Below are 24188 nucleotides of genomic sequence, written 5' to 3' on the forward strand. Positions count from 1 at the left end.
TGAACAATCATGAAACGAAATAAAATAATGATTCTTTTAGGCGCAGGGATGCTATTGATTAGTTCCTGTGGGAAAGAGTTTTTACAGAAATTACCGCAAGGCCAGCTATCTGAGCCTCAGGTAGGCAACAAGGATGGGGTTGAAGGAGCCCTAATTGGTGCATATAGTATCTTAAATGGTAACGTGAGTGGTACATGGGGAAACTATGCAGCTGCACCAAGTCAATGGATTTTTGGAGAAATGGCCGCTGACAATGCTCATAAAGGATCTGAACTTACAGATCAAACCAATATGAATATGATAGAAAATTTCACTGCAATCAGTACAAATGATAATTTAAGTACGATGTGGCAGGTGTATTTTGAGGGGGTACTGCGTTGTAACAATACATTAAAATTGTTGGCAAATGATCAAGCCGGTCCTAAAGAGATTTCGGCAGAAAGGGCTAAGGAAATACAAGGAGAAGCAAGAATGCTTCGTGCCCACTACAACTTTTTTATGTGGCGAATTTTTAGAAATATTCCAATAATTACTGAAGCTACAACTACGGCAGAAGCTCAAAATGTTCCGAATGATAAAGATGTTTTGCCTGTAATTGAGGAGGATTTAAAATTTGCAATTACAAATCTACCAGCTACTAAAATTAACAGTGAATTTGGTAGAATGGATAAAAATGCTGCAAAAGCTTATTTAGGAAAACTTTATTTATATCAAAAGAAATATGCGCAAGCCTTAACTTTATTTAAAGAAGTGATGGCCGGAAAAGATATCGTATCGATGCCATATTGGAATAATTTTGATGTAACGAAAGAAAATGGACCTGAAGCAGTTATGGTTTCAAAGCATGCAATCAACTCAAATGGTGCGGCTGATAACTCCAATGTAGGTGATATGTTGTCTGGTTTATATGGTACATCTCCAGTAGGATGTTGTGGTTTTTATCAACCAACAGTTGATTTAGTTAATGCTTTTCAAGTAGATGCAAGTGGTTTACCATTATCAACTTCAGCATACCGTGCAACTCCATACCTCTCTGACCTTAAGAATCCAACGGCTTCTTATGTTTTGGATGTAAAATTAAAGTTTGACCCAAGATTAGACTATACTGTGGGCCGTCGTGGTGTTTCTTACCTAGATTATGGAATTATGCCAGGAAATGCATGGATCCGTGATGCAAAATATGCAGGACCATTCGTAGGTATTAAAACCATGATTCCGCAATCACAGTTCTCTACCAATGCAGCACCAGGTGAAAATTACTTAACCGGGTTAGATGTAAACATTATCCGTTTGGCTGATGTTTGGTTAATGGCTGCTGAATGTGAGGTAGAAGCTGGAAACTTAGCGGGCGCTTTGAAGCTGGTTAATGATATCCGTAATCGTGCGGCAAAACTTGAACCCAAGAAAACGGCAAGCGGGGTAAATGCTGCTGCTTATAGCGTAAAACCTTATGCTTCCTTTGCGAGTCAAGATGCCGCTAGAAATGCTGTAAGAACTGAGCGTCGATTGGAACTGGCTATGGAAGGTCATAGATTCTTCGACTTAGTTCGCTGGGGTATTGCAAAATCAGTATTAGAAAGTTATTCTGCATTTGAAGGTACTCATCTTTCGGCATATAAAGGTTTATCTTATTCTGCAAAAAGTGATTACTGGCCGTTACCTCAAGTTGAAATTGATAGAAGTAATGGTGCATTAAAACAGAATTAATAAGTAAATTCAATCCATAATGAATGGGCTAATCAAATTGATTAGCCCATTTTTTATATAATAGATTTATTTTCCTCCATGAAATTGAAAAAATTATATATAATTCTTTTTCCATTATAAAATGTTTGTTTCAATCTTTATTAAATTCTAAACAATTACTATGTTTACGTTATGAGAAGCTTCATTATTCTATTTGGGATATTGGTTTGTTTTCAAGCCAAAGCCCAAAACATACTTAACTTAAATGATCAATTTGATAATTCTGAAATCCTAAATAAACATTATTACGGATTTAGCCTATATGATGTTGATCAGCAACAATTTGTGTATGGTCGTAATGAAGATAGACATTTCACGCCCGCATCAAATACTAAAGTTTTCACATTGTTTGCTTCTTTAAAGTTAATCGGAGATTCTATTCCTGGATTAGCTTATGTTGAAAGGGGAGACTCATTGATATTTTGGGGTACCGGTGATCCTTCATTTTTACATCCTAGGTTAGATAATGGTAAAGTTTATAACTTTTTGAAAAACAGCAATAAGAAGTTGTTTTATTCAAGCAGTCCTACCCAAGAACCGACCTATAGAAATGGCTGGTCAATTGAAGATTATGAATTTTATTATCAACCGGAATTATTTCCTTTTCCAATTTATGGTAATGTGGCTCAATTCCGAGAAGTGAACGGAAAACTTAAAGTCTATCCTAACTATTTTGAAAGAGATTTGAAACAACTGTCAGATACAACGACCAGATATAGAATTCACAGGGCATTAGAAAATAATACCTATGAAATTAATGAGCTACCATTGCCTGCTAAATATGTCAATGAAAAACCGTTTCGACCAAGTGATAGTTTATTAGTTCTTTTATTGCAGGATACATTAAAAAAGGATGTTGGCTTAGTTCAAAAAAATCTTCCTTCTGACTTTAAAATTGTTAATTCAGTTGGAAAAAGAGCTGTTGAACGGGAGATGATGCTTCCAAGTGATAATTTCTTGGCAGAACAGTTAAACATGGTCGCATCCTTCATGAAGTACAATAATTTTAGAACAGAAGATTTGCGACAATACATGAAAGATAATTTTTATAGTAAACTTTCTGATTCGATAGAATTAAGAGATGGCAGTGGTCTTTCTAGTTATAATAAGATTACTCCAAGAAGTATGGTAGAAGTTTTAATTCAGATAAATAATCTTGTTCGGGATGAACAAGCTAAACTTTATTTATTTCCTGCTGGAGGTTTGGAAGGGACATTAAAGAATGTTTATCCAACTCCTGGAGGAAAAGCGTTTGTATGGGCAAAAACAGGGACTATCAATTCAGTTCACTGTCAAAGTGGTTATATAATCAGTAAAAAAGGAAAGCGATATGCATTTTCTTTCTTAAACAACAATTTTATAGGAAGCTCCGTTCCAGTGAGAAAGGAGATGGTTAGGATTGTGTCACACATCTACGAAAATTATTAAATCAGTTCTAAAATCAAATAGTATATTCGCATAAGTAATTCTTATGAAAATATTCCAAAAGAACGATAAAAGGCTAATAAGATCTTGGTCCATGTATGATTGGGCCAATTCAGCCTATAATTTGGTTATAAATTCTACTGTTTTCCCAGTTTATTATACTGCAATTACAAAAAATCCTGATACCAATCATACGGTATCATTTTTTGGTTTTGAGATTATCAACACAGCTTTATCAAATTTCGCATTATCCATTGCTTATTTATTGATGGCAATTGGCCTGCCTTTCATTTCGGCTTATTCTGACGCTGCCGGAAAACGAAAGTTTTTTATGAAATTCTTCACCTATGTTGGCGCAATCGCCTGTATGGGGATGTTTTTCTTTAAAATAAACACATTAGAGTGGGGGATATTCTGTTATGCATTAGCAGCTATGGGCTATATTGGAGGTGTAGCATTTAACAACTCCTATTTACCTGTCATAGCCACACCTGATCAACAAGATAGGGTTAGTGCCCAAGGATTTGCATATGGATATATTGGTTGTGTCACCTTACAATTGATTTGTTTTGTATTTATTTTCAAACCGGAATGGTTTGGAATTACCGATGCATCCTTACCGGCACGCCTTTCCTTTCTATTTGTTGGATTGTGGTGGTTATTGTTTGCGCAGATTCCATTTAGATTCTTGCCAAGAAATAGACCAACTGTTGGTGCTGAGAAACTTCCTTTCTTTATTAAAGTAAAACAAGAGTTTAAAACAGTTCTTGCCCAGATAAATAAGATTGAAGCCATTAAAAGGTTCTTGCCAGCCTATTTCTTTTATTCTATGGGGATCCAAACCTTATTGATAGTAGCTGCGGCATTTGGTGAAAAAGAACTGAATTTAGGTACCAATATTTTAATTAGTTCTATCCTTCTTATACAGATTGTCGCAATTGGAGGTGCATTTATTATGTCATTTGCAGCTAAGAAATTTGGTAGTATCAAAGTTCTAATTGTCGTAGTATTTTTTTGGATTTTGATTTGTTGTGCTTCATATTTTATGGAAAATAAATATCACTTCTATGGAATGGCATTTATGGTGGGGCTATTAATGGGAGGGATTCAATCCTTATCACGATCAACTTACTCAAAACTTATTCCTGAAAATATTGAGGATACCACATCATTTTTTAGTTTTTACGACGTTTCAGAAAAAATAGCAATTGTAATCGGGCTTTTTAGTTTCGGTTTAATAGAACAAATGACTCAAAACATACGGTATTCAGCATTATTCCTTGCGGTATATTTTATAATAGGGTTTTTGTTGTTGTTTCGTGTTTTAAAATTTAATAAATTACAGATTATTCAAAGCAATTAATGCATAAAGTAGAGTTATTTATACCTTGTTTTATAGATCAACTATATCCAGAAACAGCCTTTAATACGGTAAAACTTTTAGAGAAAGCTGGCTGTGATGTTATTTATAATACGGACCAAACTTGTTGCGGACAGCCAGCATACAACGCCGGCTTCTGGGACGATGCAAAAACTATAGGTCAAAAATTCCTTAATGATTTCAATGATATCCATCCAATTGTAAGTCCATCGGCTTCCTGTGTCGGCATGGTTAGAGGCGGATATGATGATTTATTTACAAATTCCATCGAGCACAATAAGTGTCGTTCTATCCAACGTAATATCTTTGAAATCAGTGATTTCCTTGTTAATGTTTTACAGAAAGAATATTTTGGTGCGGAATTGGTGGGAACTGCAGTATATCATGATTCCTGTTCGGCACTACGTGAATGTAAGATAAAAGAAGAGCCTAGGCAATTATTAAGTCATGTTGGTGGATTGGAAATAGTTGAAATGCGGGATCAAGAAACCTGCTGTGGTTTTGGAGGAACGTTTTCCGTGAAGTTTGAAGGTATTTCAACGGCAATGGCAGAGCAAAAAGTACAAAATGCAATGAATGTAAAGGCAGATTATATTATTTCAACTGATTCATCCTGTCTTTTACAATTACAGGCATATATTGAGAAAAATCAACTACCCATTAAGACGATGCATCTAGTAGATGTATTAACGTCAGGATGGGCTAATATCTAATAACATAATATAACAACAATCATGAGTTCAAGAAGAGAGTTTTTAAGAAACTTAGGTCTAGTAACTGCAGGAATGACACTAGCACCTTCGTTAGATGTATTTGCTGCTAAAAAAGACTGGTTTCAGATTTCGTTAGCGGAATGGTCATTGCATAAGAAATTATTCAAAGGCGATTTAAAAAACATTGATTTCCCAGAATATACAGCGAAGAATTTTGGAATATATGGTGTTGAGTATGTCAATCAATTCTTTAAGGATAAAGCAAAAGATATGACTTACTTAAAGGATTTGAATAATCGTGCAAAAGACAATGGAGTAAAGAATGTCTTAATCATGGTTGACGGTGAAGGCAGCTTGGGCGATAGAGATGAGGCAAAACGCAAACAAGCAGTTGAGAATCATTATAAATGGATTGATGCTGCCAATTTCTTGGGTTGCCACGCAATTCGCGTTAATGCAGCAGGTGAGGGGACTAAAGAAGAGGTGAAGGAGCAAGTCGTTAAAAGTTTATCAACTTTGGCTGATTATGGCAAAAAAGGTAAAATTTCTGTGGTAGTTGAAAACCATGGTGGTATTTCTTCGCATGGAGATTGGTTAGCCGATGTTTTAAAAACGGTAGGTAAGAAAAACGCAGGTAGTTTGCCAGATTTTGGAAATTTCTATGAATATGATAGATACCAAGGTGTGAAGGATTTAATGCCGTATGCTAAAGGAGTAAGTGCAAAATCACATGCTTTTGATGCTAACGGTAATGATACTGGAATTGATTATTCAAAAATGATGGAAATTGTTAAATCTGCAGGGTATAAGGGCTATGTAGGTATTGAGTTTGAGGGTGATAAAATTTCTGAAGATGAAGGTATTAAATTAACAAAAGCATTATTAGAAAAATATAAATAACCTTTTTATTAAGAAAAAATCAAAAGCCGTGTCAAAATTTCAAAAGTTTGATACGGCTTTTTGATTTTTTGCCAATATTTTTTGGCGAACATCTATTTATTGGAGAATAATTAGTGAAAGTTTCCAAAAACTTATACGTAAAAAATTGCTTACACAATTAATGATATTATAATTTGATTTTATAATTATTGATTTTAATATCAAATATTCAGTATTGAAATAATAATGGGGTTAATTCAATATTAATTGATATATGGAGGAATTTTTAGCTATTTAATTTTAATAAAGGAATTTTGTTTTTAATTCTTCAAAAAGATATATGATTTGTTTAGAATTTGATAGCTTAAAAATATCATAAACCTTTCAATTTTGATTAAACTTTTCGTTAAAAAACCTATCATAAGATAAAAATGTTAAATCTAGGTTGCTAAATTGTTATGGTATTAATTGTAAATAAAAATTTGTTAATTTGCTATCTGGAAAAAATATTGTTCTGTATTAAAATTCTTTATTAACATAAATAATAATAACCGATGAATCAAGAAAAAGACCAAGAATTGGTCCAGCACCTTGCCAAACAAGGGGTTGACGATAAGATGGTGATGGGGCATCCTGCAAGTTTATTTGTCCTATTTTTCACTGAGATGTGGGAGCGTTTCAGTTATTATGGAATGCGTGCTTTATTAACTGTATTCTTACTTTCAGAAATAGCTCATGGTGGATGGGGATGGTCCAATGCTGAGGCAATGAGACTTTATGCATGGTACACCGGATTAGTCTATCTGACTCCTTTAATTGGTGGGATGATTGCCGATAAATTTACTGGTTATCGAAAAGCCATACTATGGGGAGCACTCATTATGACATTAGGACATGCATCCATGGCGCTTGAAGGTTCATCTAAAACATTTTTCTTTATCGGATTAGTATTAATGATTTTGGGTAATGGAATGTTCAAACCAAATATTTCTTCAATGGTTGGACAATTATACCCTGATACATCGGCTAAAAAAGATGCTGGTTATACTATTTTTTATATGGGTATCAACTCAGGTGCGTTTTTAGGGATGTTATTGTGTGGATATATTGGTGAAAAAGTTGGCTGGCATTATGGTTTTGGATTAGCCGGTGTTTTTATGTTCTTCGGAATGATTCAATTCTATTTTGGACAGAAAATATTCGGTGTCATTGGTGAAAAACCAGGAACGGTTCATGCTCCTGAAGAACATGTTCACAATATACAGGAAGAAGACCATACTCCAAAGAATATTGTAAGAGATCGTTTAATCGTAGTTGCAGTATTGATGATTGCCAGTATATTCTTTTTCTTTGCATTTGAACAAGCTGGTGGTTCTATGACCATTTTCGCTAAAAACTATACCCAACGAGTATTGGAAGGAAATGCAGGAGAGATTTTTAAATGGGTAGATGCCGCATTAACTATATTTCCAATTCTAATTGTTACTTATGTTCTTTTTCAATTATCACTGAAAATATTCAGTAAATACCCATTGACAATAATATTTACTGCAATTTCATTTGCAATAATATGGGCCTTAGGTATTTGGAAAATTAATAGAGAGTTTTCAGTTGAAAATACTGAGGTAACTGTTTCTTGGTTTCAAATATTAAACTCGTTTTTTATAGTTACGCTAGCATCATCATTCTCTAAATTATGGGAAAAAGTTTGGAATCCTTCTGGACCTGTTAAGTTTGCATTTGGACTTATCTTAGTGGCCGTTGGGTTTATTGCATTGGCTTATGGCTCCATGTCCATTCCTTCGGGAGCGCAATCTGCTTCCGTGAGTATGATTTGGTTGATTTTAGCATACTTCTTCCATACAACGGGTGAATTATGCGTATCACCTGTCGGATTATCCTATGTAAGTAAGCTATCTCCTAAAAAATTTGCAGGATTATTATTTGGGTTATGGTTTACGGCATCTGCCATTGCAAACTTTATTGCTGGTATGACAGGATCATTTATCGATGAAATTACTCAAAAATATTCTATGACAACGTTTTTCTTGATTATTGCATCACTTCCAATCTTCGTTGCCTTATTATTGTTGATTTTCAACGGTAAATTGAAGAAAATGATGCATGGTATTAATTAAGCTAACACATAAATGAAATTATTTAAAGCCGAATTGTTAAACTATTCGGCTTTTTTTAATTTTACAGATCAAAAATTAGAATACAGAAATTTATATGAGTCAACAATCAGATGCTTCATTCTCTGAGGAACTAGAAAAACAGGGAATAGATGGGAGTTTGGTCTTAGGACATCCTTCAGGTCTATTTGTCTTATTTTTTACAGAAATGTGGGAGCGCTTTTCGTTTTATGGAATGCGCGTTTTATTAATTAATTTTTTAACGAGTGCCATAATTTCCGGAAGTCCTTTTTCTGGCTGGGGCTGGGATCCTGTTCAGGCAGGAGCATTATATGGTACCTATGCCATGTTATTGTATATTTCCCCAATCTTTGGTGGTATCCTTGCTGACAAATACCTCGGTTATCGATATGCAGTCGTTGTGGGTGCAGCAATCATGACTTTAGGCCACTTGTTTATGGCATTTGATACTCCATTATTTCTTTATTTGGGATTAGGAGCTTTGGTTTTAGGAACAGGATTCTTTAAGCCTAATATGACTTCTATTTTATCAGAAATGTATAAAAAATTCCCTCAGAAAAAAGATGCTGCGTATACCATCTTTTATATGGGCGTAAATTCAGGTGCATTTTTTGGTATGATGTTATGTGGGTATTTAGGTGAAAAAGTAGGTTGGCATTGGGGCTTTGGCCTCGCAGGAATCTTTATGTTTTTAGGAACCTTACAATTTTGGTATGCAAAACCCATCTTTGGAAAAGTTGGTGATCCTCCAACCGCTGATCAGAAAATCCAAAAAGAAACGGCTCTAGATGCTAACAACCCGGACGACAAACCAAACCCATTCACGAAATTAGATATTTTCTTGATCGTTATTATGACAATTCTAGGATTAGGATATGCATTTAATGATCCTTTATCTAAAATCGCTGGCATTGATATCTTATCAAGCCTACAGATTGGTACTATGGCTGGACAGAATGTGGCGATTATTGCTGCCTTGATTATATTTTTGTTTGTGGTAATCTCCCGTTTATCTCGATATACAAAAGTTGTAAGAGATAGATTAATCGCCGTCATTATTTTTGCCTTTTTCGTCATATTCTTTTGGATGTCCTTTGAACAAGGAGCCTCATCCTTAGTAATTTTTGCACGCGATAGTGTCGATAGAACCTTATCAGGGAATTCATTAACCATATTTAATGTTGTTAATACCTTGTTGACTGTAGTTCCTCTGATGCTGGTAACTTATGTTGTCATCATGTTAACGAAAAAAACTTACGGCAAAGCACCTATATCCAATATTGTTCAATTCATTTGTTTTGCAGGAGTTTGGGCAGTAGCGATCTGGATGCTATACAGAGAGTTTACTGCAGAATCATCTGAAATTGCTGTTTCATGGTTCTCCATTATGAATTCCTTTTTCATTATTACATTTGCCAATTTTGTTTCTAAAATTTGGGACTCAAAATTTAATCCACCTGCAACCGTAAAATATGGTATGGGACTTATTGTTATGGCCATTGGATTTGGCTTGCTAGCTTTTGGAGCAAATGGAATCCAGGATGGGGTTAAAGTGTCCATGATTTGGTTGATTTTAGCTTATATGTTTCATACTTTAGGTGAACTTTGCTTATCTCCAGTTGGGTTATCCTATGTCTCTAAACTTGCTCCTGCAAGAATGATAGGTTTTATGTTTGGAATGTGGTATTTGGCACTTGCTATTGGAAATAAATTAGCAGCAATTATTGGTGGTCAAATTGATGTGATTACCAAGCAATATTCTCTAAGTACTTTCTTTTTGATTTTTACTATTGTACCAATTGTTGCGGGAATCATTGTGATGTCACTTCATCCCATAGTAAAGAAATTAATGCATGGTGTTAAATAGACTAAATTTATAATCATAAAATGGCTACACAAACACAAAATTCTCTTGAAGAAATTCAAAACTTTAAAGGGAAGTATCCGAAGCAAATCTGGAGGTTGTTTTTTTCAGAGATGTGGGAGAGGTTCTGTTTTTATGGAATGCGAGGAATGCTCGTGTTCTTTATGATTACACAGCTTAATTTTGGTGAAAAAGAGGCAAATTTGCAATACGGAGCTACACAAGCATTTGTTTATGCATTTACATTTATTGGTGGCCTTTTCGCAGATAAAATCTTAGGATTTAGGAAATCTTTATTTTTTGGCGGTCTCCTGATGATCGTAGGCTCCATATTGTTATCGATCGATACGCATAACTTTTTCTTTTTTGGATTAGCATTTATTATCATTGGTACAGGATTTTTTAAGCCAAACATATCCACTATGGTTGGAGAGCTGTACAAAGACGGCGACAATCGTCGCGATGCTGGATTTTCCTTGTTTTATGCAGGAATTAACCTAGGTGCTTTTTTGGGTGGTTATATTTGCGTGGCCATCGGCAAGGGGTATATGTTAAGTTCTGTAATTGATGAAGCTCATCGATGGAATGTTGCTTTCGGATTGGCCGCTGTAGGTATGATAATCAGTTTGATCAACTTTCAATTTACCAAACATGAATTGGGACCAATCGGTTTACAGCCTGGACACCCAGACGCAATAGTAAAATCCAATCCCTTACCCAAATGGATGGAATATGCCGTATATATTGGCACTTTATTGTTAATCCCAATAGTTCAAGTCATGGTTTCCAAAACAGAGTATACCGATTATTTTATGTACATAATTGGACCTTTAACTTTGATTTACTTGTTCTATGAAATGTCAAAGGTTGGAAAAATTGAACGCAATAAATTGATTGCTGCATTAATCTTTATATTATTTTCCATTGTATTCTGGGGTATTTATGAACAAAGTGGCGGCTCATTAAGTATTTTCGCTGCTAAAAACCTTAATGATACTATTTTAGGAGGAACATTTACCTTAGATCCAAATGGCGTAAATAACTCAGGAGGGGCATTTTTTATTATTGTTTTAGCTCCTTTGTTTGGTTTGTTATGGTTATGGCTAGCAAAACGTAAAGTTGAACCCAATACAGTTATAAAATTTGGACTAGGTTTTCTATTCTTAGGATTGGGATTTTATGTCCTATATGCAACCCGATTTTTTGCCATTGATGGAATGACCTCTTTGGATGTCTTTACTCTTGCTCTATTGGTAATCACAATAGGGGAATTATGTCTGTCACCTATTGGATTATCTATTATGACAAAATTATCCCCAGCTAAATTACAGGGTATTATGATGGGGATGTGGTTCTTAGCGAGCGCCTATGGCCAATATGTAGCTGGATTAATAGGAGCTAATATGGCAGAGGCTAGGGAAGGAGATTCCTTAATGGATAAACTTATCACTTATACGGATGGATACAAACAATTAGGACTTTATTCCTTGATTGCCGGTGCAATATTGATTGTCCTCTCTCCATATATTAAAAAATTGATGCACGGAGTCAATTAGAATAAAAGCCGAATGATAATACTATTCGGCTTTTTGATTAACTTTACCATTTCAAAAATCAAACGTGGCAGATAGTTTAGTTATTATTCCAACATACAACGAAAAGGAAAACATTGAACGCATTATTCGTAAAGTCTTTTCCTTAGAAGTAGAGTTTCATATTCTTATTGTTGATGATGGTTCTCCTGATGGAACAGCTAGTATTGTTAAAAGCTTGCAACAGGAAGAGTTTTCAGGCAAGTTATTTATCGAAGAAAGAAAAGGAAAGTTAGGTTTGGGTACGGCCTATATTCACGGATTCAAATGGGCTTTAAAGCATGATTATGAATATGTATTTGAAATGGATGCGGACTTTAGCCATAACCCCGATGACCTAATCAGACTGCGTGATACCTGTAAGAACGGCGGAGCTGATATGTGTATCGGTTCTCGGTACATCAAAGGAGTGAATGTTGTAAATTGGCCTATGAACAGGGTGTTAATGTCTTATTTCGCCTCTGCTTATGTCAGGTTAATAACCAGGATTAATATTCAAGACGCTACGGCCGGATTTGTTTGTTTTCGAAGGACTGTTTTGGAAACCATTCCACTTGATCAAATCAAGTTTGTAGGTTATGCATTTCAGATTGAAATGAAATTTACTGCAATCCAATATGGATTCAATGTGGTTGAAATTCCAATTATATTTACCGACAGAACATTAGGAACTTCCAAAATGAGCACTAAGATTTTTAAGGAAGCTTTTTTTGGTGTAATTCAGATGAAAATTGGAAGCTTCTTTAAGAAGTATGAAAGATAATGTTTAATAAAAATAGAGTCTCACAATATGAATGAAAATCTTGATCCTAACCCAGAACGATTAACGCCTACAGACAAAGATTTGGAGCGCGTTCTTCGACCGCAAAGTTTTGAAGACTTTACTGGTCAGGCTAAGATATTGGAGAACCTTTCTATTTTCGTTAAAGCAGCAAAATTAAGAGGCGAAGCTCTTGACCATGTTCTATTGCATGGGCCTCCCGGATTGGGAAAAACAACGCTTTCTCATATCATCGCCAATGAAATGGGAGTTGGTATTAAGATTACTTCCGGGCCGGTTCTGGATAAACCTGGAGATTTAGCTGGACTCTTGACCAACCTTGATGAAGGAGATATATTGTTTATTGATGAGATTCACCGTTTAAGCCCTCTGGTGGAAGAATATTTATATTCCGCAATGGAGGACTTTAAAATTGATATCATGCTGGAAACAGGACCAAATGCACGTTCTGTACAAATTTCTTTAAATCCTTTTACATTAGTAGGTGCTACAACACGTTCAGGTCTCTTAACAGCTCCTTTGCGTGCTCGATTTGGAATTAATTCTAGACTTCAATATTATGATTCCAAACTATTAACAGATATCGTCATGCGTTCTGCTATCATTTTAAAGGTGCCAATTTCTGAAGAAGGTGCTTTTGAAATCGCAAGGCGAAGTAGAGGAACTCCTAGAATTGCAAATGCATTACTCCGTAGAACACGTGATTTCGCACAAATCAAAGGTAATGGCTCCATTGATAAAGCTATTTCTCAATTTGCTTTGAATGCATTAAATGTTGATGAACATGGACTGGATGAAATGGATAATAAGATTCTGAGTACGATAATTGAAAAATTTAAAGGTGGTCCTGTAGGCTTGAAAACTATTGCAACTGCAGTCGGAGAGGATGAAGGAACTATTGAAGAAGTATATGAACCATTCTTAATCCAAGAAGGGTATCTGATGAGAACATCTCGAGGCAGGGAATGTACAGAAATGGCTTTTAAGCATTTAGGCAAAAATCATTTTAATAAAGGAAATACCTTATTTTAATTTGCCGAGCTTATTCAATATTTTGATACCTCTGCTTCTTAAGGCAGGGGTATTTTCTTTTTCTAAATCCAGTTCGATCAATAGCTTTAATTCAATTGCCAACCAATCGTAGTAGGGGATTAACCCAAAAAGGATATCATAAGCATTCACCTTTACTGCAACAGGACATGTGATATCTTCTATTAATTTAAAGCTTTTTTCAAGCATTTTTTCCAATTCAGAATCTGATAAGATGATCGTTTCATTTTTCTTAGATAATAACCACATCATTAATTTTGAATAACTTCTTAAACTGCTCCAATTCTTAAGTTGGCTGTAATTCTCTACCAAATCTTCGTAGATACTGTCAAAATGCTTATTATTTTTAAGAAGGATATGTTCCAAAGCCCAGGAACTTCTAAAACAAAGTCGAGGTTCTTTTTCAAGAATACTCCATTCCAATAAAGTATTGAGGTCTATTTCTTTTAAAAGTTCCTCATTGAATTCAGAAGCCCCAAAATGATTTAGGGCTTCTTTCAATATTTCTGTTTTCTTTGATGTCATTTACTTTGTAGGTTTTTCCCTATTCATTTCCATGATGTCTGTTTCTTGCATTTCAGATGCCCCTAGTAAATGTTGGCTGAAATAATCTGCCATTCTCCAAAAGAAGTATTCTGTCATATCTCCAAAACCATGTCTTTGTCCTGGCAACAACAAGAAATCAAATCGTTTATTTGCTCTTATTAACGCATCTACCATTCGAATTGAATTGGCAGGGTGAACATTGTTATCTATATCACCAGTTGCAATTAACAATTTTCCTTTCAAGTTTTTCGCAAGTTCAGTGTTCTTTTGAATATTATACGAGAATGTAGTATCTCCTTTGGCGCTTATTTCTTCTTTAACACCGTGATGTCTTTCACTCCACCAACGATTATAAATATTGTTTTCATGGTTTCCTGCTCCAGATACCGCTACTTTAAAAAAGTCAGGGTAAACCAACATTGCTGCAGTAGACATAAATCCACCACCTGAGTGTCCCGTAATTCCAACTTTTGTTATATCAATAAAAGGATGCTGATCTGCAAGTTGTTCAGCAACTACTTTTTTATCCTCCAATCCATAATCTCTTAAATTTCCATATCCATAAGTATGGTACCATTTAGATCTCGATGGGTGGCCCCCTCTATTCCCAACGGAAACAACGATGAAACCCATTTGTGCCAATCGATCTATACGATCCATTGATCTACCGAAACTTTTGTTTACCGCTTCTGTTTGTGGTCCTGGGTAAACATATTCAATGATAGGGTAGGTTTTTGTTGAATCGAAATCAAATGGCTTATACATGACCCCATAAAGATCGGTAATCCCATCTCCAGCCTTAACTTTGAATGGTTCAGGAAATTTATACCCAGCCGCCATTAAATTAGAAAGATCAGTTTCTTCTAACTTCATCAACAGTTGACCGGTTGAACTATATAAGTTGCTCACAGGTGCCGTATTTACCCTTGAAAAATTGTCAATGAAATAATTACTGCTTTCACTCGCCAAAACTTGATGATCAAAATCTCCAGGAGTTAATAATTTAATCGCTCCGCCGTTTTTATTTACAGAATAATAATAACTGTAATAGGGATCAATATTTTTTTCTTTTCCATTAGCAACGAAATATAAAGTGCCTGACGCTTCAATATACCTCGTTAAATCATCACAATGAAATGATCCTTTGGTTATTTGATTTACTAATGTTCCGTTTTTATTATATAAATAAAAATGTCCCCAACCATCTCTCTGCGACCAATGAATTAACTGAGAACCATTATTTACAAGATAGGGTTTCTTCACGTCTAAATAGACATTAGAACGTTCCTCTATAACTGTTCTAGTTTGTCCATTAATATTCACAGCAACAATGTCGATTCTTTTTAAGTCTCTGCTTGATCGTGCTATATAAAATTCTTCATTATCACCTAACCAATAGTTTATAAAATGCTTACCCTTGTAACTATCTTTATTCCGGTCTTTATTCCAATTGCTGATAGTTTGATTTTTAAAGGCTGAGACATTAACTTGTTTTGCTGAATGGTTTGCAGCATCAAAAATATAAAATTCAACCTCAGTGGAGTCAGTTTCCCCAGGCATTAAATATTTATAAGTTTCAAGTGTTGGTCGTTTAGCTGCAACATTATTGATTACCCATAAAGCTGAATATTCTCTATTGTCTTTGCGGGTTAAAGTAAAATATTTGCCATTAGGAGACCAATTGATCCACACAGGTTTTCTCTTTTTCTTTTCCTCTTCTTCTGATTTTTTGTCGCCTGTAGTAACACTATATTCATCTCCACCCCATGCATAATATTGAACACCATCTTTTGTAATTTGATTTTCAACAATAGTGGAGTCCTTTTCATCTTTTTGAGCTTTTAGATAATTGGAATAGTCCATCCAATATAAATTGTAATTCTTTGCATAATAAACCCTTGATGTATCAGGGTTAAAGTTTGCCCAGAATAATTTAGTTTTCTCTTTGCTCTCCTCGCTCAACTCTTTTAGATTGTTGTTAGATAGGTTGTATTCAAAATAAAAAAGTTTCTTTTTAATGGAATCTTTTTTATTCGTTAATTTTTTGATCTCTTCTTTTGTTTTTACAGTGTCTTTGCTGCTTTGGACTTCAAATCGAATTAGGTTCTCATTGTCCATAAATCTAAGATTCCTGATTTCAAGATGTTGTGCATCAAAAGGATTTTTAACAATTGAAGTTATACGTGCGGCCATCTCAGCATGATCAAACAGTTCGGATTTCTTTTTCGTTTTTGGGTCAACCAAATACCATTTTTTACCGCTCGGACTGTTGTATTCATACCAAAATTTGTCTCCAAAATTAATCCAGTTTGGATTTACCTCTGTAGAAAAAATTAATTTGCTCAGTTTACTGGGCGAGAATTTGGATGCAAGTTGGTAATTTGGTTTGGCTAAGGTAGACTTTTCCTGACCTTGACTAAGAGAAATACTTAGCAAAAAAATGAGGGATAATAAATACTTCATTAGATTAAATTAGTCATAATTAATCTGCGAAAATATCCTTTTATATGGCTAAAAAAGAAGCTAAACTGTATTATTTTTGATAGGATTAACCTTCATAGAATTTCTCATTAAAATTAACGAGAAATAGTTCTTGGGTTGCCCTTGTAATTGCAGTATATAGCCAGCGCATAAACTCAGTGGTCAACATTTCATCTGTCATATATCCTTGATCTACAAATACCAACGGCCACTGTCCACCTTGAGCTTTGTGGCAGGTTATCGCATAGGCAAATTTTATTTGCAAGGCATTGTAGTATGGATCCTTTTTTATCGCATCCATACGGTCTTTTTTCGTTGGAATATCCTTATAATCTTCAGCTATACTGTTGTAAAGTTCTTGCTGTTTATCATATGGGAGGTTCGGCGAATCTACATATAGACTATCTAAAAGTACCCTGCATCGGATTGCATCACCTTCATTGTTGTCCATAAATTCTAAAAATAGATCTGCGAATCTGAAACCATGCATTTCATGTACATTGGATACTTTCTTAATGATGGCCATGTCACCATTTGCGATAAATCCGGTGTTTTTTTCATCATTTTCCTGCAACCAATAATAGTTGTTTTTTACAATCATGATGATGTCCCCGCCGGTAATCTCTTCATCTCGAAAGAGTATTTGATTTCTTATATGCTGATTATATAGGTTTGCTGACTTATTTGATCGACAAATTACCATGGAATTTTCTAAGCCAAACTTATCATAAGCATAATGTAATCCTTCAATTAAACGCTCACCATTCATCCTGAATATATCCTTAAAGGATTTTGTTATGAATTGAGGATAGCTATATTCAGCAAATTCCTCATCTAATTTGATGTCATTCCTAATTTTAGTGGCATTATAAAGTATTCCGGAATTTTTATTTTGTCTTACGACATCCGTCAATTCATAAGAAAAAACATGTAGATCGAATTCTGAGCCCATGTATTCTGGATCTAATGCAGGGCTATTCACCAAACCTACTGGTGGCAATTGAGCAGTATCTCCAACTAACATTAGACAACAATTTTCCCCTGATTGAACATATTCTATCAAATCGTGCAAAAGCCCATTAGAAAACATACTATGACTTTCATTGCTAATCATCGAGGCTTCATCAACAATGAATAATGTGTTTTCATGGTTGTTCTCTGCCAAAGTGAAACTCATATCCAATGAAGCAGCATTTTTCTTTCTATAGATCTTTTTATGAATGGTAAGTGCATTTCGCCCGGAATATGATGACATGACCTTGGCTGCGCGGCCAGTTGGAGCCAGCAAAACAGATCTTTTTTGAAGACGACTTAAGGACTTAACTAATGCACTAATGATTGTGGTTTTTCCCGTCCCAGCATATCCTTTAAGTATAAAACAAGATTCTTCAGCAAACGTATATAAAAACTCGGAAAGAATCTCAAATACCTCTTCCTGCTGTTTGGTAGCTTGATGTGAAAATTGTTGAATTAGGGTATCTTTTATATGCACAATCCAAAGTTATCCAAAAGGTTGGTCAATCCAATTTTAAAAACTAATTTTGTGAGATACCATCAGTAAAGAATGAATTATACTTCAAAACATTTTCATCTACATTATATAACGCAATATACCTTGATAGTGAAAGCAAATTATCAATACGATAAGCTATTTGTTATCGATCAGGATAATCAGCTTTTGATGTATATGAATTTCGAAAGCCATGCTCCATCAGAAGAAGCCCTAAAGTTATTGAGTTTACCATTTCAAAACGTATTTGTGAGTATCCCAACTCATAATTTAACTTTTATTCCTGATGATTTATTTCAAGAGGTTGATTTAGAAAAATTTCATGAATTTATGGAGAATCCATCTCAGGAAATGATAAGGAGTTCTATTGATTTCCTACAGATTCAGGCTTTGTTTCAATATGATGTATTACTTTTCCACCGATGGAAAACACTTTTTCCGGATGCTAAATTTATTCCAGAATTTAAACTGAACCTCATTCAGGCTAGACCTTACATTCCTTTGAAAGGGGATGTATTAGGGGTAGTTTTTGATGATAATTCAGCGGATATTTACCTATTTATTAATGGACAATTTAAGTTTTATAATACTTTTGAAATCATCAGTGATGATGATCTGAGTTATTTTCTACTTAATGTTTTTGATAATTTCGGAATTGATGCTAAGGTGAATAAGATTTTATATTCAGGAATCGAGATTGAAAATTCATTTTTAAACAAATTGAAATCCTTCTCAAATGAAATAGTTGAAATTAATGCTACGAAATCAGCGATTTCAACGGAGGAAGTTTCAGAAAATTTTGTGAAAAGTTATTTATTAGATTTACCCATATGCGAATAATAGGAGGTAAGGCAGCAGGTTTGAGACTTAACCCACCACAAAACCTTCCTGTCAGACCAACAACTGATATTGCTAAAGAAGCCTTATTTAATATCTTAAACAACAAAATTGATTTTGATGGTTTGGAATGCCTTGATCTATTTGCTGGAACCGGTAATATATCTTTCGAATTAGCTTCAAGAGGTGCTGGAAAAGTTACCTCGGTTGACCTACATGGTAAGTGCATTCTTTATATTTCTGAAACTGCCAAAAAACTTGATTTACAACAAATAAAAACACGTAAAGCAGATGTGTTTAAATATATTAAAGCCGATAAAGATAAATATGATTTAATTTTTGCCGATCCACCCTATGACATAGGGCAATTACCCTTGTTAGCACAGATGGTCCTTGAGAATAATTTGTTGAAAGAAGATGGCTTATTAATTGTTGAGCACCCAAGTAACCGCAAAATGTTGGAACATCCTAATTATGTTGAGACAAGACAGTATGGAAATTCATCTTTTAGCTTTTATACCATTTAACTATGAAAATAGCAGTTTTTCCAGGGTCATTTGATCCTTTTACAATCGCTCATCAAGATCTTATTGCAAGAGCACAACCTCTTTTTGATAAAATTTATATTGCAATTGGTGTTAATAGCTCCAAAATTGGTATGATGGATGTTGAAAGTAGAAAAAATTCTATTACTGAATTATATCAGAATAATGAACAAATTGAGGTTAGTTTCTATAATGGATTGACCGTAGATTATTGTCTATCAATTGGCGCTAATTTTATTTTAAGAGGTTTAAGGAACGGTACTGATTTAGATTACGAAAATATTATTGCGCAGAATAATTTATTATTGGCCCCTCAAGTCGAAACTTATTTTTTGGTAAGTAGGAGTGGAGAGGCCCATATTTCATCGACCATTGTTCGAGATATTTGGAAGAATAATGGTGATATCAGCCATCTTGTTCCAAGTACTATTTTAAAGTATATTAATAAATCAAATTAAGTTAATCCTTACTTTTTGACCTTTTATTTTTCCGTTGCTTCCATTTTTAACAACCGAATTTGCCACATCTGATTTAATTGCAATATAAGAATCATGTGGTTTTACTACGATTAAACCTAAATCTTCCTTTGAAACTCCTGGGAGATTAAGGATGTAACCAACTATATCCACCTTGTTAACTTTTTGCTTTTTACCAGCATTTATTCTTAAGGTCTTATACAAAGGTTCTTCAGGAATAGGATAGAATCCGTCTAAATCTATTAGCTCTGCATCTTCCAAGAAGGTAGCACCACGGTCTTCATCTGTAAGTATGCCATAGACAAATCCCTTTTGTCCATTCCTTCCAGCACGTCCATTCCTATGTATAAAATCTTCCTCTTTGTACGGAAATTGATAATGAACGACATGGTTCATTTCTGGAATATCTAAACCTCTTGCAGCTAAATCTGTAGTTATTAGGATATTTTGACTCCCATTTTTGATTTTAATAATCGTCAACTCGCGCATGAATTGCTCTAAACCTCCGTGATAGGGGATACTAGAAATTCCTTTGCCCTCAAGGATCTCCGAAATATTGTCCACTGCTTCTCGATGATTACAGAAAACTAAAACTCGTTCATTGCCTATTTTACAAAGTAATTTGAATAAAGATTCTAATTTGAGCTTCGAACTGCTCTTAACTTTATAATAGGTCAAGTCCGGCCTTAAAGCATTACTATCAAAATAATCTAATTTTATCGGATCATTAAGCCTTAGAAATGCTGGAATCTCTTCCATGTCGGTGGCAGAAGTTAGGATCTTATGTTTAACATCACGACATGCATTGACGATATAACTCAATTGATCCTGGAAACCTAATTCTAAGGATTTATCAAATTCATCCAATACCAGCGTATGACAGTTCTCCAAAAGGGTAGGAACTCTGTCAATATGATAAATGATTCTGCCCGGTGTTCCAATAATCAATGCTGGATGCTGTTTTAACTTATCCTTCTCGATTTGATTATTGTTACCTCCATATAAGAGGGCAACATTCAAACTACTATTCATTTGTTTAATAACAGATTCAATTTGAAGTGCCAATTCTCTCGTTGGTACAACAATCATTGCATTCGCGCCTTTTGCAAGGTTATCGCCAAGTAGTTTGAATAATAATAAACTGAATGCTAATGTTTTGCCGGAACCAGTTGGGGATAATAAAACAAAATCTCGTTCATGACTGAACTGTTTTAGAGCCTCTTCCTGCATTGGATTCAACTCTTCTATGTTCAGATTTTTTAAATAGGTATTTAAATGTTGCATAGACAAAATTATCATTAATGATTGGATTTATCCTTATGATTTTAAAATGACAATAAATAAATCTAATTGATTTTTTTGGCACAGACTTTGAATATTAGTTAGTATTCATAATTTAGGTTAATAATTGGTTAGTTAAGGCTTGAAATCTCCCCGATTTCAAGCCTTTTTTTTATCTAATATCAATAATTCATTGTTCAATGTTACATAGGTCTTTTTAAATAATTTTTGAGTTATGTAAACAATTAATTTCCTTCCAGCATTAAAAATATTTTATTGATTATCAATTAAAATATTATTTTTTGGCCCCTTAATTCCAATAAAACAATTTAGATTTAAAAGAAATAAAAAACTAAAAAAACTTCCTTTATGGATATATTAATCAATTATTTTCTTCATTTCCAATCTCTTCAAAAGAATAGATTTAATAAAAGGCATCTATTTTGCTAACTGTACCATATAATAATAAGTAAATAAATAAAATCAAGCGTTATGATAAAGAGAATTAGCGTACCACTACTATTAATGTCTGTAATACTGATTTCCTCATGTGGTGTTAGTAAAAAGACACATAGAGCTCTAGAGGCACAGTATAAAGAATTGGGTGACAAATATAATCAGAGTCAGTTGGATCTTGCTGAAAGTAAAACTAGAGTAAAGAGTTTGGAAGAACAATTGGAGCAGGAACGTAAAAATAATGCGGGATTAAGAGAAGCATTAGCTAAACTGCAAGGAACTCTCGATAACAGTATAAGTCAAAACACCCAAGGAAATGTTAATATTTCAAAATTGGTGGATGAAATTAATGCTTCCAATAAATACATTCAACATTTGGTAAATACCAAACAAAAAAGTGATTCACTTAATATGGTGTTGACCAACAACTTGACACGCTCTTTAAGCCGAGAAGAAATGAATGATGTTGATGTTCAAGTTTTGAAAGGTGTTGTTTATATATCATTATCGGATAATATGCTTTACAAATCTGGTAGTTATGAAATTTCAGACCGTGCTGGCGAAACGCTTTCAAAAATTGCTAAGATTATCCAAGATTATAAAGATTACGATGTATTAATTGAAGGTAATACAGATACAGACCCTATTTCAAAAGCTAACATTAGAAACAACTGGGATTTAAGTACCTTGAGAGCTTCTTCTGTTGTTCAAGCATTACAGAATACTTATGGTGTTGATCCGAAACGCTTAACAGCTGGTGGTCGTGGTGAATATAATCCTGTCGCAAGTAATAATACTGCTGAAGGAAAAACTAAAAACCGTAGAACTCAAATTATCATTACCCCTAAGCTAGATCAATTTATGGAATTAATTGATAAAGCTCCTGAAACTGAAAACACTGAAACTCCAGTTGATTCAACAGGGTTTTAGAATTAGTCAGTAGATAAAAAATAAATAAAAAAAGACATAAGACATTATAATTATAATGTCTTATGTCTTTTTTTATTTTACCCAAACATGAGCATGAGGGATGAAATGATTACTAAGGCCAGAATAACAATTTTAAACTCACGTTCTGGAATAATTTTTACAAGTTTAATGCCTATATAACCGCCTAGCAAAATAAAGGGTATTGCTAAAATATTTAAGATAAGTCCTTCCCATGTTAAGTTTTTCCAGACAAGTAATTGAAGGGGAATCTTTGAAAAGTTTAGGATCATGATAAACCATGCACCTGTAGCAACAAGGGTAACTTTTTTTAATTTTCTTGTGAGGAGGAAGATCGTAAGTGCTGGTCCAGCAGCATTTCCAATCATTGTTGAAAATCCAACCAAAAGACCAAATGATGGAGAATACCACCAATTATCCGTAAAATCTTTGCCCTCTGGATTTTGTTTTGACTTATTCGTTCCCCAAATCATTAAGAGCACGCTGACAAAAATACATGCCCCCATAATAAATTTAAAGGTTTGGTCATCGATTAAATCTCCAACAAAGAGTCCTATAACTAATCCAATTAATGAATATGGAAGCATAGACCTTATTTCTGACCATACAAACTGTTTCCTATAATAGATTACTGCTAGGAGGTCGGCCATGCAAAGTAGGATTAAGACAATTCCGGTGGAGAATTTTGCACCAAATAACAAAGCAAACATTGGAATTGTAAAAGTACCAACATTCTGTATTCCTGTTTTGGAAACTCCAATTAGCATCGCACAAAAAAAGTACAAAACCCATGCTCCTGGAGATGGAATAAGTTCTAATGCACTATTCCACATTCTCTTTAAGGAGTTCTTTTAATTTACCTATATCCATATTTTTATAGTTATCTATATAATCTAGACATTTAGGCAAATCTTCTTTTTTATGAGAACTCAATACCCCAATAACATTCATGTTTGCATTTAATCCCGCCGTAACTCCCGAAAACGAATCTTCAAAAACAAAGCACTGATTCGGATCTATATTCAGGTTTTGTGCTGATTTCAAGTATACTTCTGGATGTGGTTTATGAAGTTGAACATTTTCTGAACCTAAGGTTGATTGGAAAAAATCTCGGATGATGATAGCATCAAGAATCAAATCCATATTTGCTCTTGGAGCAGATGTAGCTACTCCTAATTTAACATGATGATCTTTTAGGTTACTTAAAAAATCTGGTAAATAGGGGATTGGTTTCGCTTCAAGTTTATAGATTTCTCTAAATAAACCTTCTTTCTCTTGCTCTAAGCTTAATAATTCATTGCCAACAATAGGTCTTTTAAAAAAATGCGTGAAAATATAACTATTATGCTTTCCGTACATATGTTTCTCAAATTCCTCGTCAGAATAAGGAATTTGATATTTATCGAAAAATGCTTCAAAGGCTTTGGCGTGGTAGGGATTGGTGTGGGCAATTACACCATCCATATCGAAGATGACGGCTAATTCTTTCATTCTTACAAAAATACAATTTTTCTCTATAAC

The 24188-nt window shown here is 34.2% G+C and carries 20 protein-coding genes; 14 read left to right on the forward strand and 6 right to left on the reverse strand.

What is annotated here, in order from left to right; translation table 11 throughout:
• Positions 1-9: 9 nt before the first annotated feature.
• The 10 genes from E0Y80_RS13905 (at position 10) to ruvB (ending at position 13569) form a co-directional block, all read left to right on the forward strand.
• A complete protein-coding gene (locus E0Y80_RS13905) occupies positions 10-1707 on the forward strand; it encodes a RagB/SusD family nutrient uptake outer membrane protein (protein WP_231596052.1) in 1698 nt (565 codons plus the stop codon).
• A gap of 171 nt (positions 1708-1878) precedes the next feature.
• Positions 1879-3174: a D-alanyl-D-alanine carboxypeptidase gene (locus E0Y80_RS13910; RefSeq protein ID WP_156308276.1), complete on the forward strand. Its 1296-nt coding sequence runs from the start codon at positions 1879-1881 to the stop codon at positions 3172-3174.
• 43 nt (positions 3175-3217) lie between these two features.
• The gene (locus E0Y80_RS13915) at positions 3218-4534 is read left to right on the forward strand and encodes an MFS transporter (protein ID WP_156308277.1); all 1317 of its coding nucleotides are present in this window, start codon (positions 3218-3220) and stop codon (positions 4532-4534) included.
• On the forward strand, positions 4534-5265 hold the full coding sequence (locus E0Y80_RS13920; RefSeq protein ID WP_156308278.1) for a (Fe-S)-binding protein: 732 nt from the start codon (positions 4534-4536) through the stop codon (positions 5263-5265). The genes E0Y80_RS13915 and E0Y80_RS13920 overlap by 1 nt, the downstream gene beginning before the upstream one ends.
• Before the next feature lie 21 nt (positions 5266-5286).
• Entirely contained in the window at positions 5287-6165 is an 879-nt protein-coding gene (locus E0Y80_RS13925) for a sugar phosphate isomerase/epimerase family protein (RefSeq protein ID WP_156308279.1), read from the forward strand.
• 533 nt (positions 6166-6698) lie between these two features.
• Complete coding sequence (locus E0Y80_RS13930) at positions 6699-8282, forward strand: peptide MFS transporter (RefSeq protein ID WP_156308280.1); 1584 nt, start codon at positions 6699-6701, stop codon at positions 8280-8282.
• Positions 8283-8376: 94 nt separating this feature from the next.
• Complete coding sequence (locus tag E0Y80_RS13935; protein ID WP_156308281.1) at positions 8377-10167, forward strand: peptide MFS transporter; 1791 nt, start codon at positions 8377-8379, stop codon at positions 10165-10167.
• Positions 10168-10187: 20 nt separating this feature from the next.
• Complete coding sequence (locus E0Y80_RS13940) at positions 10188-11720, forward strand: peptide MFS transporter (RefSeq protein ID WP_156308282.1); 1533 nt, start codon at positions 10188-10190, stop codon at positions 11718-11720.
• 64 nt (positions 11721-11784) lie between these two features.
• The gene (locus E0Y80_RS13945) at positions 11785-12519 is read left to right on the forward strand and encodes a polyprenol monophosphomannose synthase (protein WP_156308283.1); all 735 of its coding nucleotides are present in this window, start codon (positions 11785-11787) and stop codon (positions 12517-12519) included.
• 27 nt (positions 12520-12546) lie between these two features.
• Positions 12547-13569: a Holliday junction branch migration DNA helicase RuvB gene (gene ruvB, locus E0Y80_RS13950; protein ID WP_156308284.1), complete on the forward strand. Its 1023-nt coding sequence runs from the start codon at positions 12547-12549 to the stop codon at positions 13567-13569.
• Here ruvB and E0Y80_RS13955 read toward each other — a convergent pair.
• The 3 genes from E0Y80_RS13955 to E0Y80_RS13965 all read right to left on the reverse strand — a co-directional run bounded on the left by E0Y80_RS13955 (position 13561) and on the right by E0Y80_RS13965 (position 18106).
• Complete coding sequence (locus E0Y80_RS13955; protein WP_156308285.1) at positions 13561-14112, reverse strand: hypothetical protein; 552 nt, start codon at positions 14110-14112, stop codon at positions 13561-13563. The genes ruvB and E0Y80_RS13955 overlap by 9 nt on opposite strands.
• Positions 14113-16596, reverse strand: coding sequence for a S9 family peptidase (locus tag E0Y80_RS13960; RefSeq protein ID WP_156308286.1), 2484 nt, complete (start codon positions 16594-16596; stop codon positions 14113-14115). It lies immediately after the preceding gene.
• Positions 16597-16681: 85 nt separating this feature from the next.
• Positions 16682-18106: an ATP-dependent DNA helicase gene (locus E0Y80_RS13965; RefSeq protein ID WP_156308287.1), complete on the reverse strand. Its 1425-nt coding sequence runs from the start codon at positions 18104-18106 to the stop codon at positions 16682-16684.
• A 72-nt stretch (positions 18107-18178) separates the two neighbouring features.
• On the opposite strand from E0Y80_RS13965, the gene E0Y80_RS13970 reads away from it, so the two are divergent.
• Genes E0Y80_RS13970 through coaD form a run of 3 tightly spaced genes read left to right on the forward strand, consistent with a single transcriptional unit; the run spans position 18179 to position 19964 of the window.
• Positions 18179-18964: a DUF3822 family protein gene (locus tag E0Y80_RS13970; RefSeq protein ID WP_156308288.1), complete on the forward strand. Its 786-nt coding sequence runs from the start codon at positions 18179-18181 to the stop codon at positions 18962-18964.
• Positions 18955-19488, forward strand: a complete 534-nt coding sequence (gene rsmD / locus E0Y80_RS13975) for a 16S rRNA (guanine(966)-N(2))-methyltransferase RsmD (protein WP_156308289.1) — start codon at positions 18955-18957, stop codon at positions 19486-19488. Before E0Y80_RS13970 ends, rsmD begins: the two co-directional genes overlap by 10 nt.
• 2 nt (positions 19489-19490) lie before the next feature.
• Entirely contained in the window at positions 19491-19964 is a 474-nt protein-coding gene (coaD, locus tag E0Y80_RS13980) for a pantetheine-phosphate adenylyltransferase (protein ID WP_156308290.1), read from the forward strand.
• Here coaD and E0Y80_RS13985 read toward each other — a convergent pair.
• Entirely contained in the window at positions 19956-21266 is a 1311-nt protein-coding gene (locus tag E0Y80_RS13985) for a DEAD/DEAH box helicase (RefSeq protein WP_156308291.1), read from the reverse strand. The genes coaD and E0Y80_RS13985 overlap by 9 nt on opposite strands.
• Before the next feature lie 522 nt (positions 21267-21788).
• Between E0Y80_RS13985 and E0Y80_RS13990 the strand changes: the two genes are divergently transcribed.
• Positions 21789-22649, forward strand: a complete 861-nt coding sequence (locus E0Y80_RS13990) for an OmpA/MotB family protein (RefSeq protein ID WP_394350243.1) — start codon at positions 21789-21791, stop codon at positions 22647-22649.
• A 77-nt stretch (positions 22650-22726) separates the two neighbouring features.
• Here the strand turns inward: E0Y80_RS13990 and E0Y80_RS13995 are convergent, their stop codons facing one another.
• Both E0Y80_RS13995 and E0Y80_RS14000 read right to left on the reverse strand, forming a co-directional pair.
• Positions 22727-23500: a sulfite exporter TauE/SafE family protein gene (locus E0Y80_RS13995; RefSeq protein WP_156308293.1), complete on the reverse strand. Its 774-nt coding sequence runs from the start codon at positions 23498-23500 to the stop codon at positions 22727-22729.
• The gene (locus E0Y80_RS14000) at positions 23490-24158 is read right to left on the reverse strand and encodes an HAD family hydrolase (RefSeq protein WP_156308294.1); all 669 of its coding nucleotides are present in this window, start codon (positions 24156-24158) and stop codon (positions 23490-23492) included. Before E0Y80_RS14000 ends, E0Y80_RS13995 begins: the two co-directional genes overlap by 11 nt.
• Positions 24159-24188 lie beyond the last annotated feature (30 nt).

The sequence above is a fragment of the Sphingobacterium endophyticum genome, assembly GCF_009733535.1.
Lineage (GTDB): Bacteria > Bacteroidota > Bacteroidia > Sphingobacteriales > Sphingobacteriaceae > Sphingobacterium > Sphingobacterium endophyticum.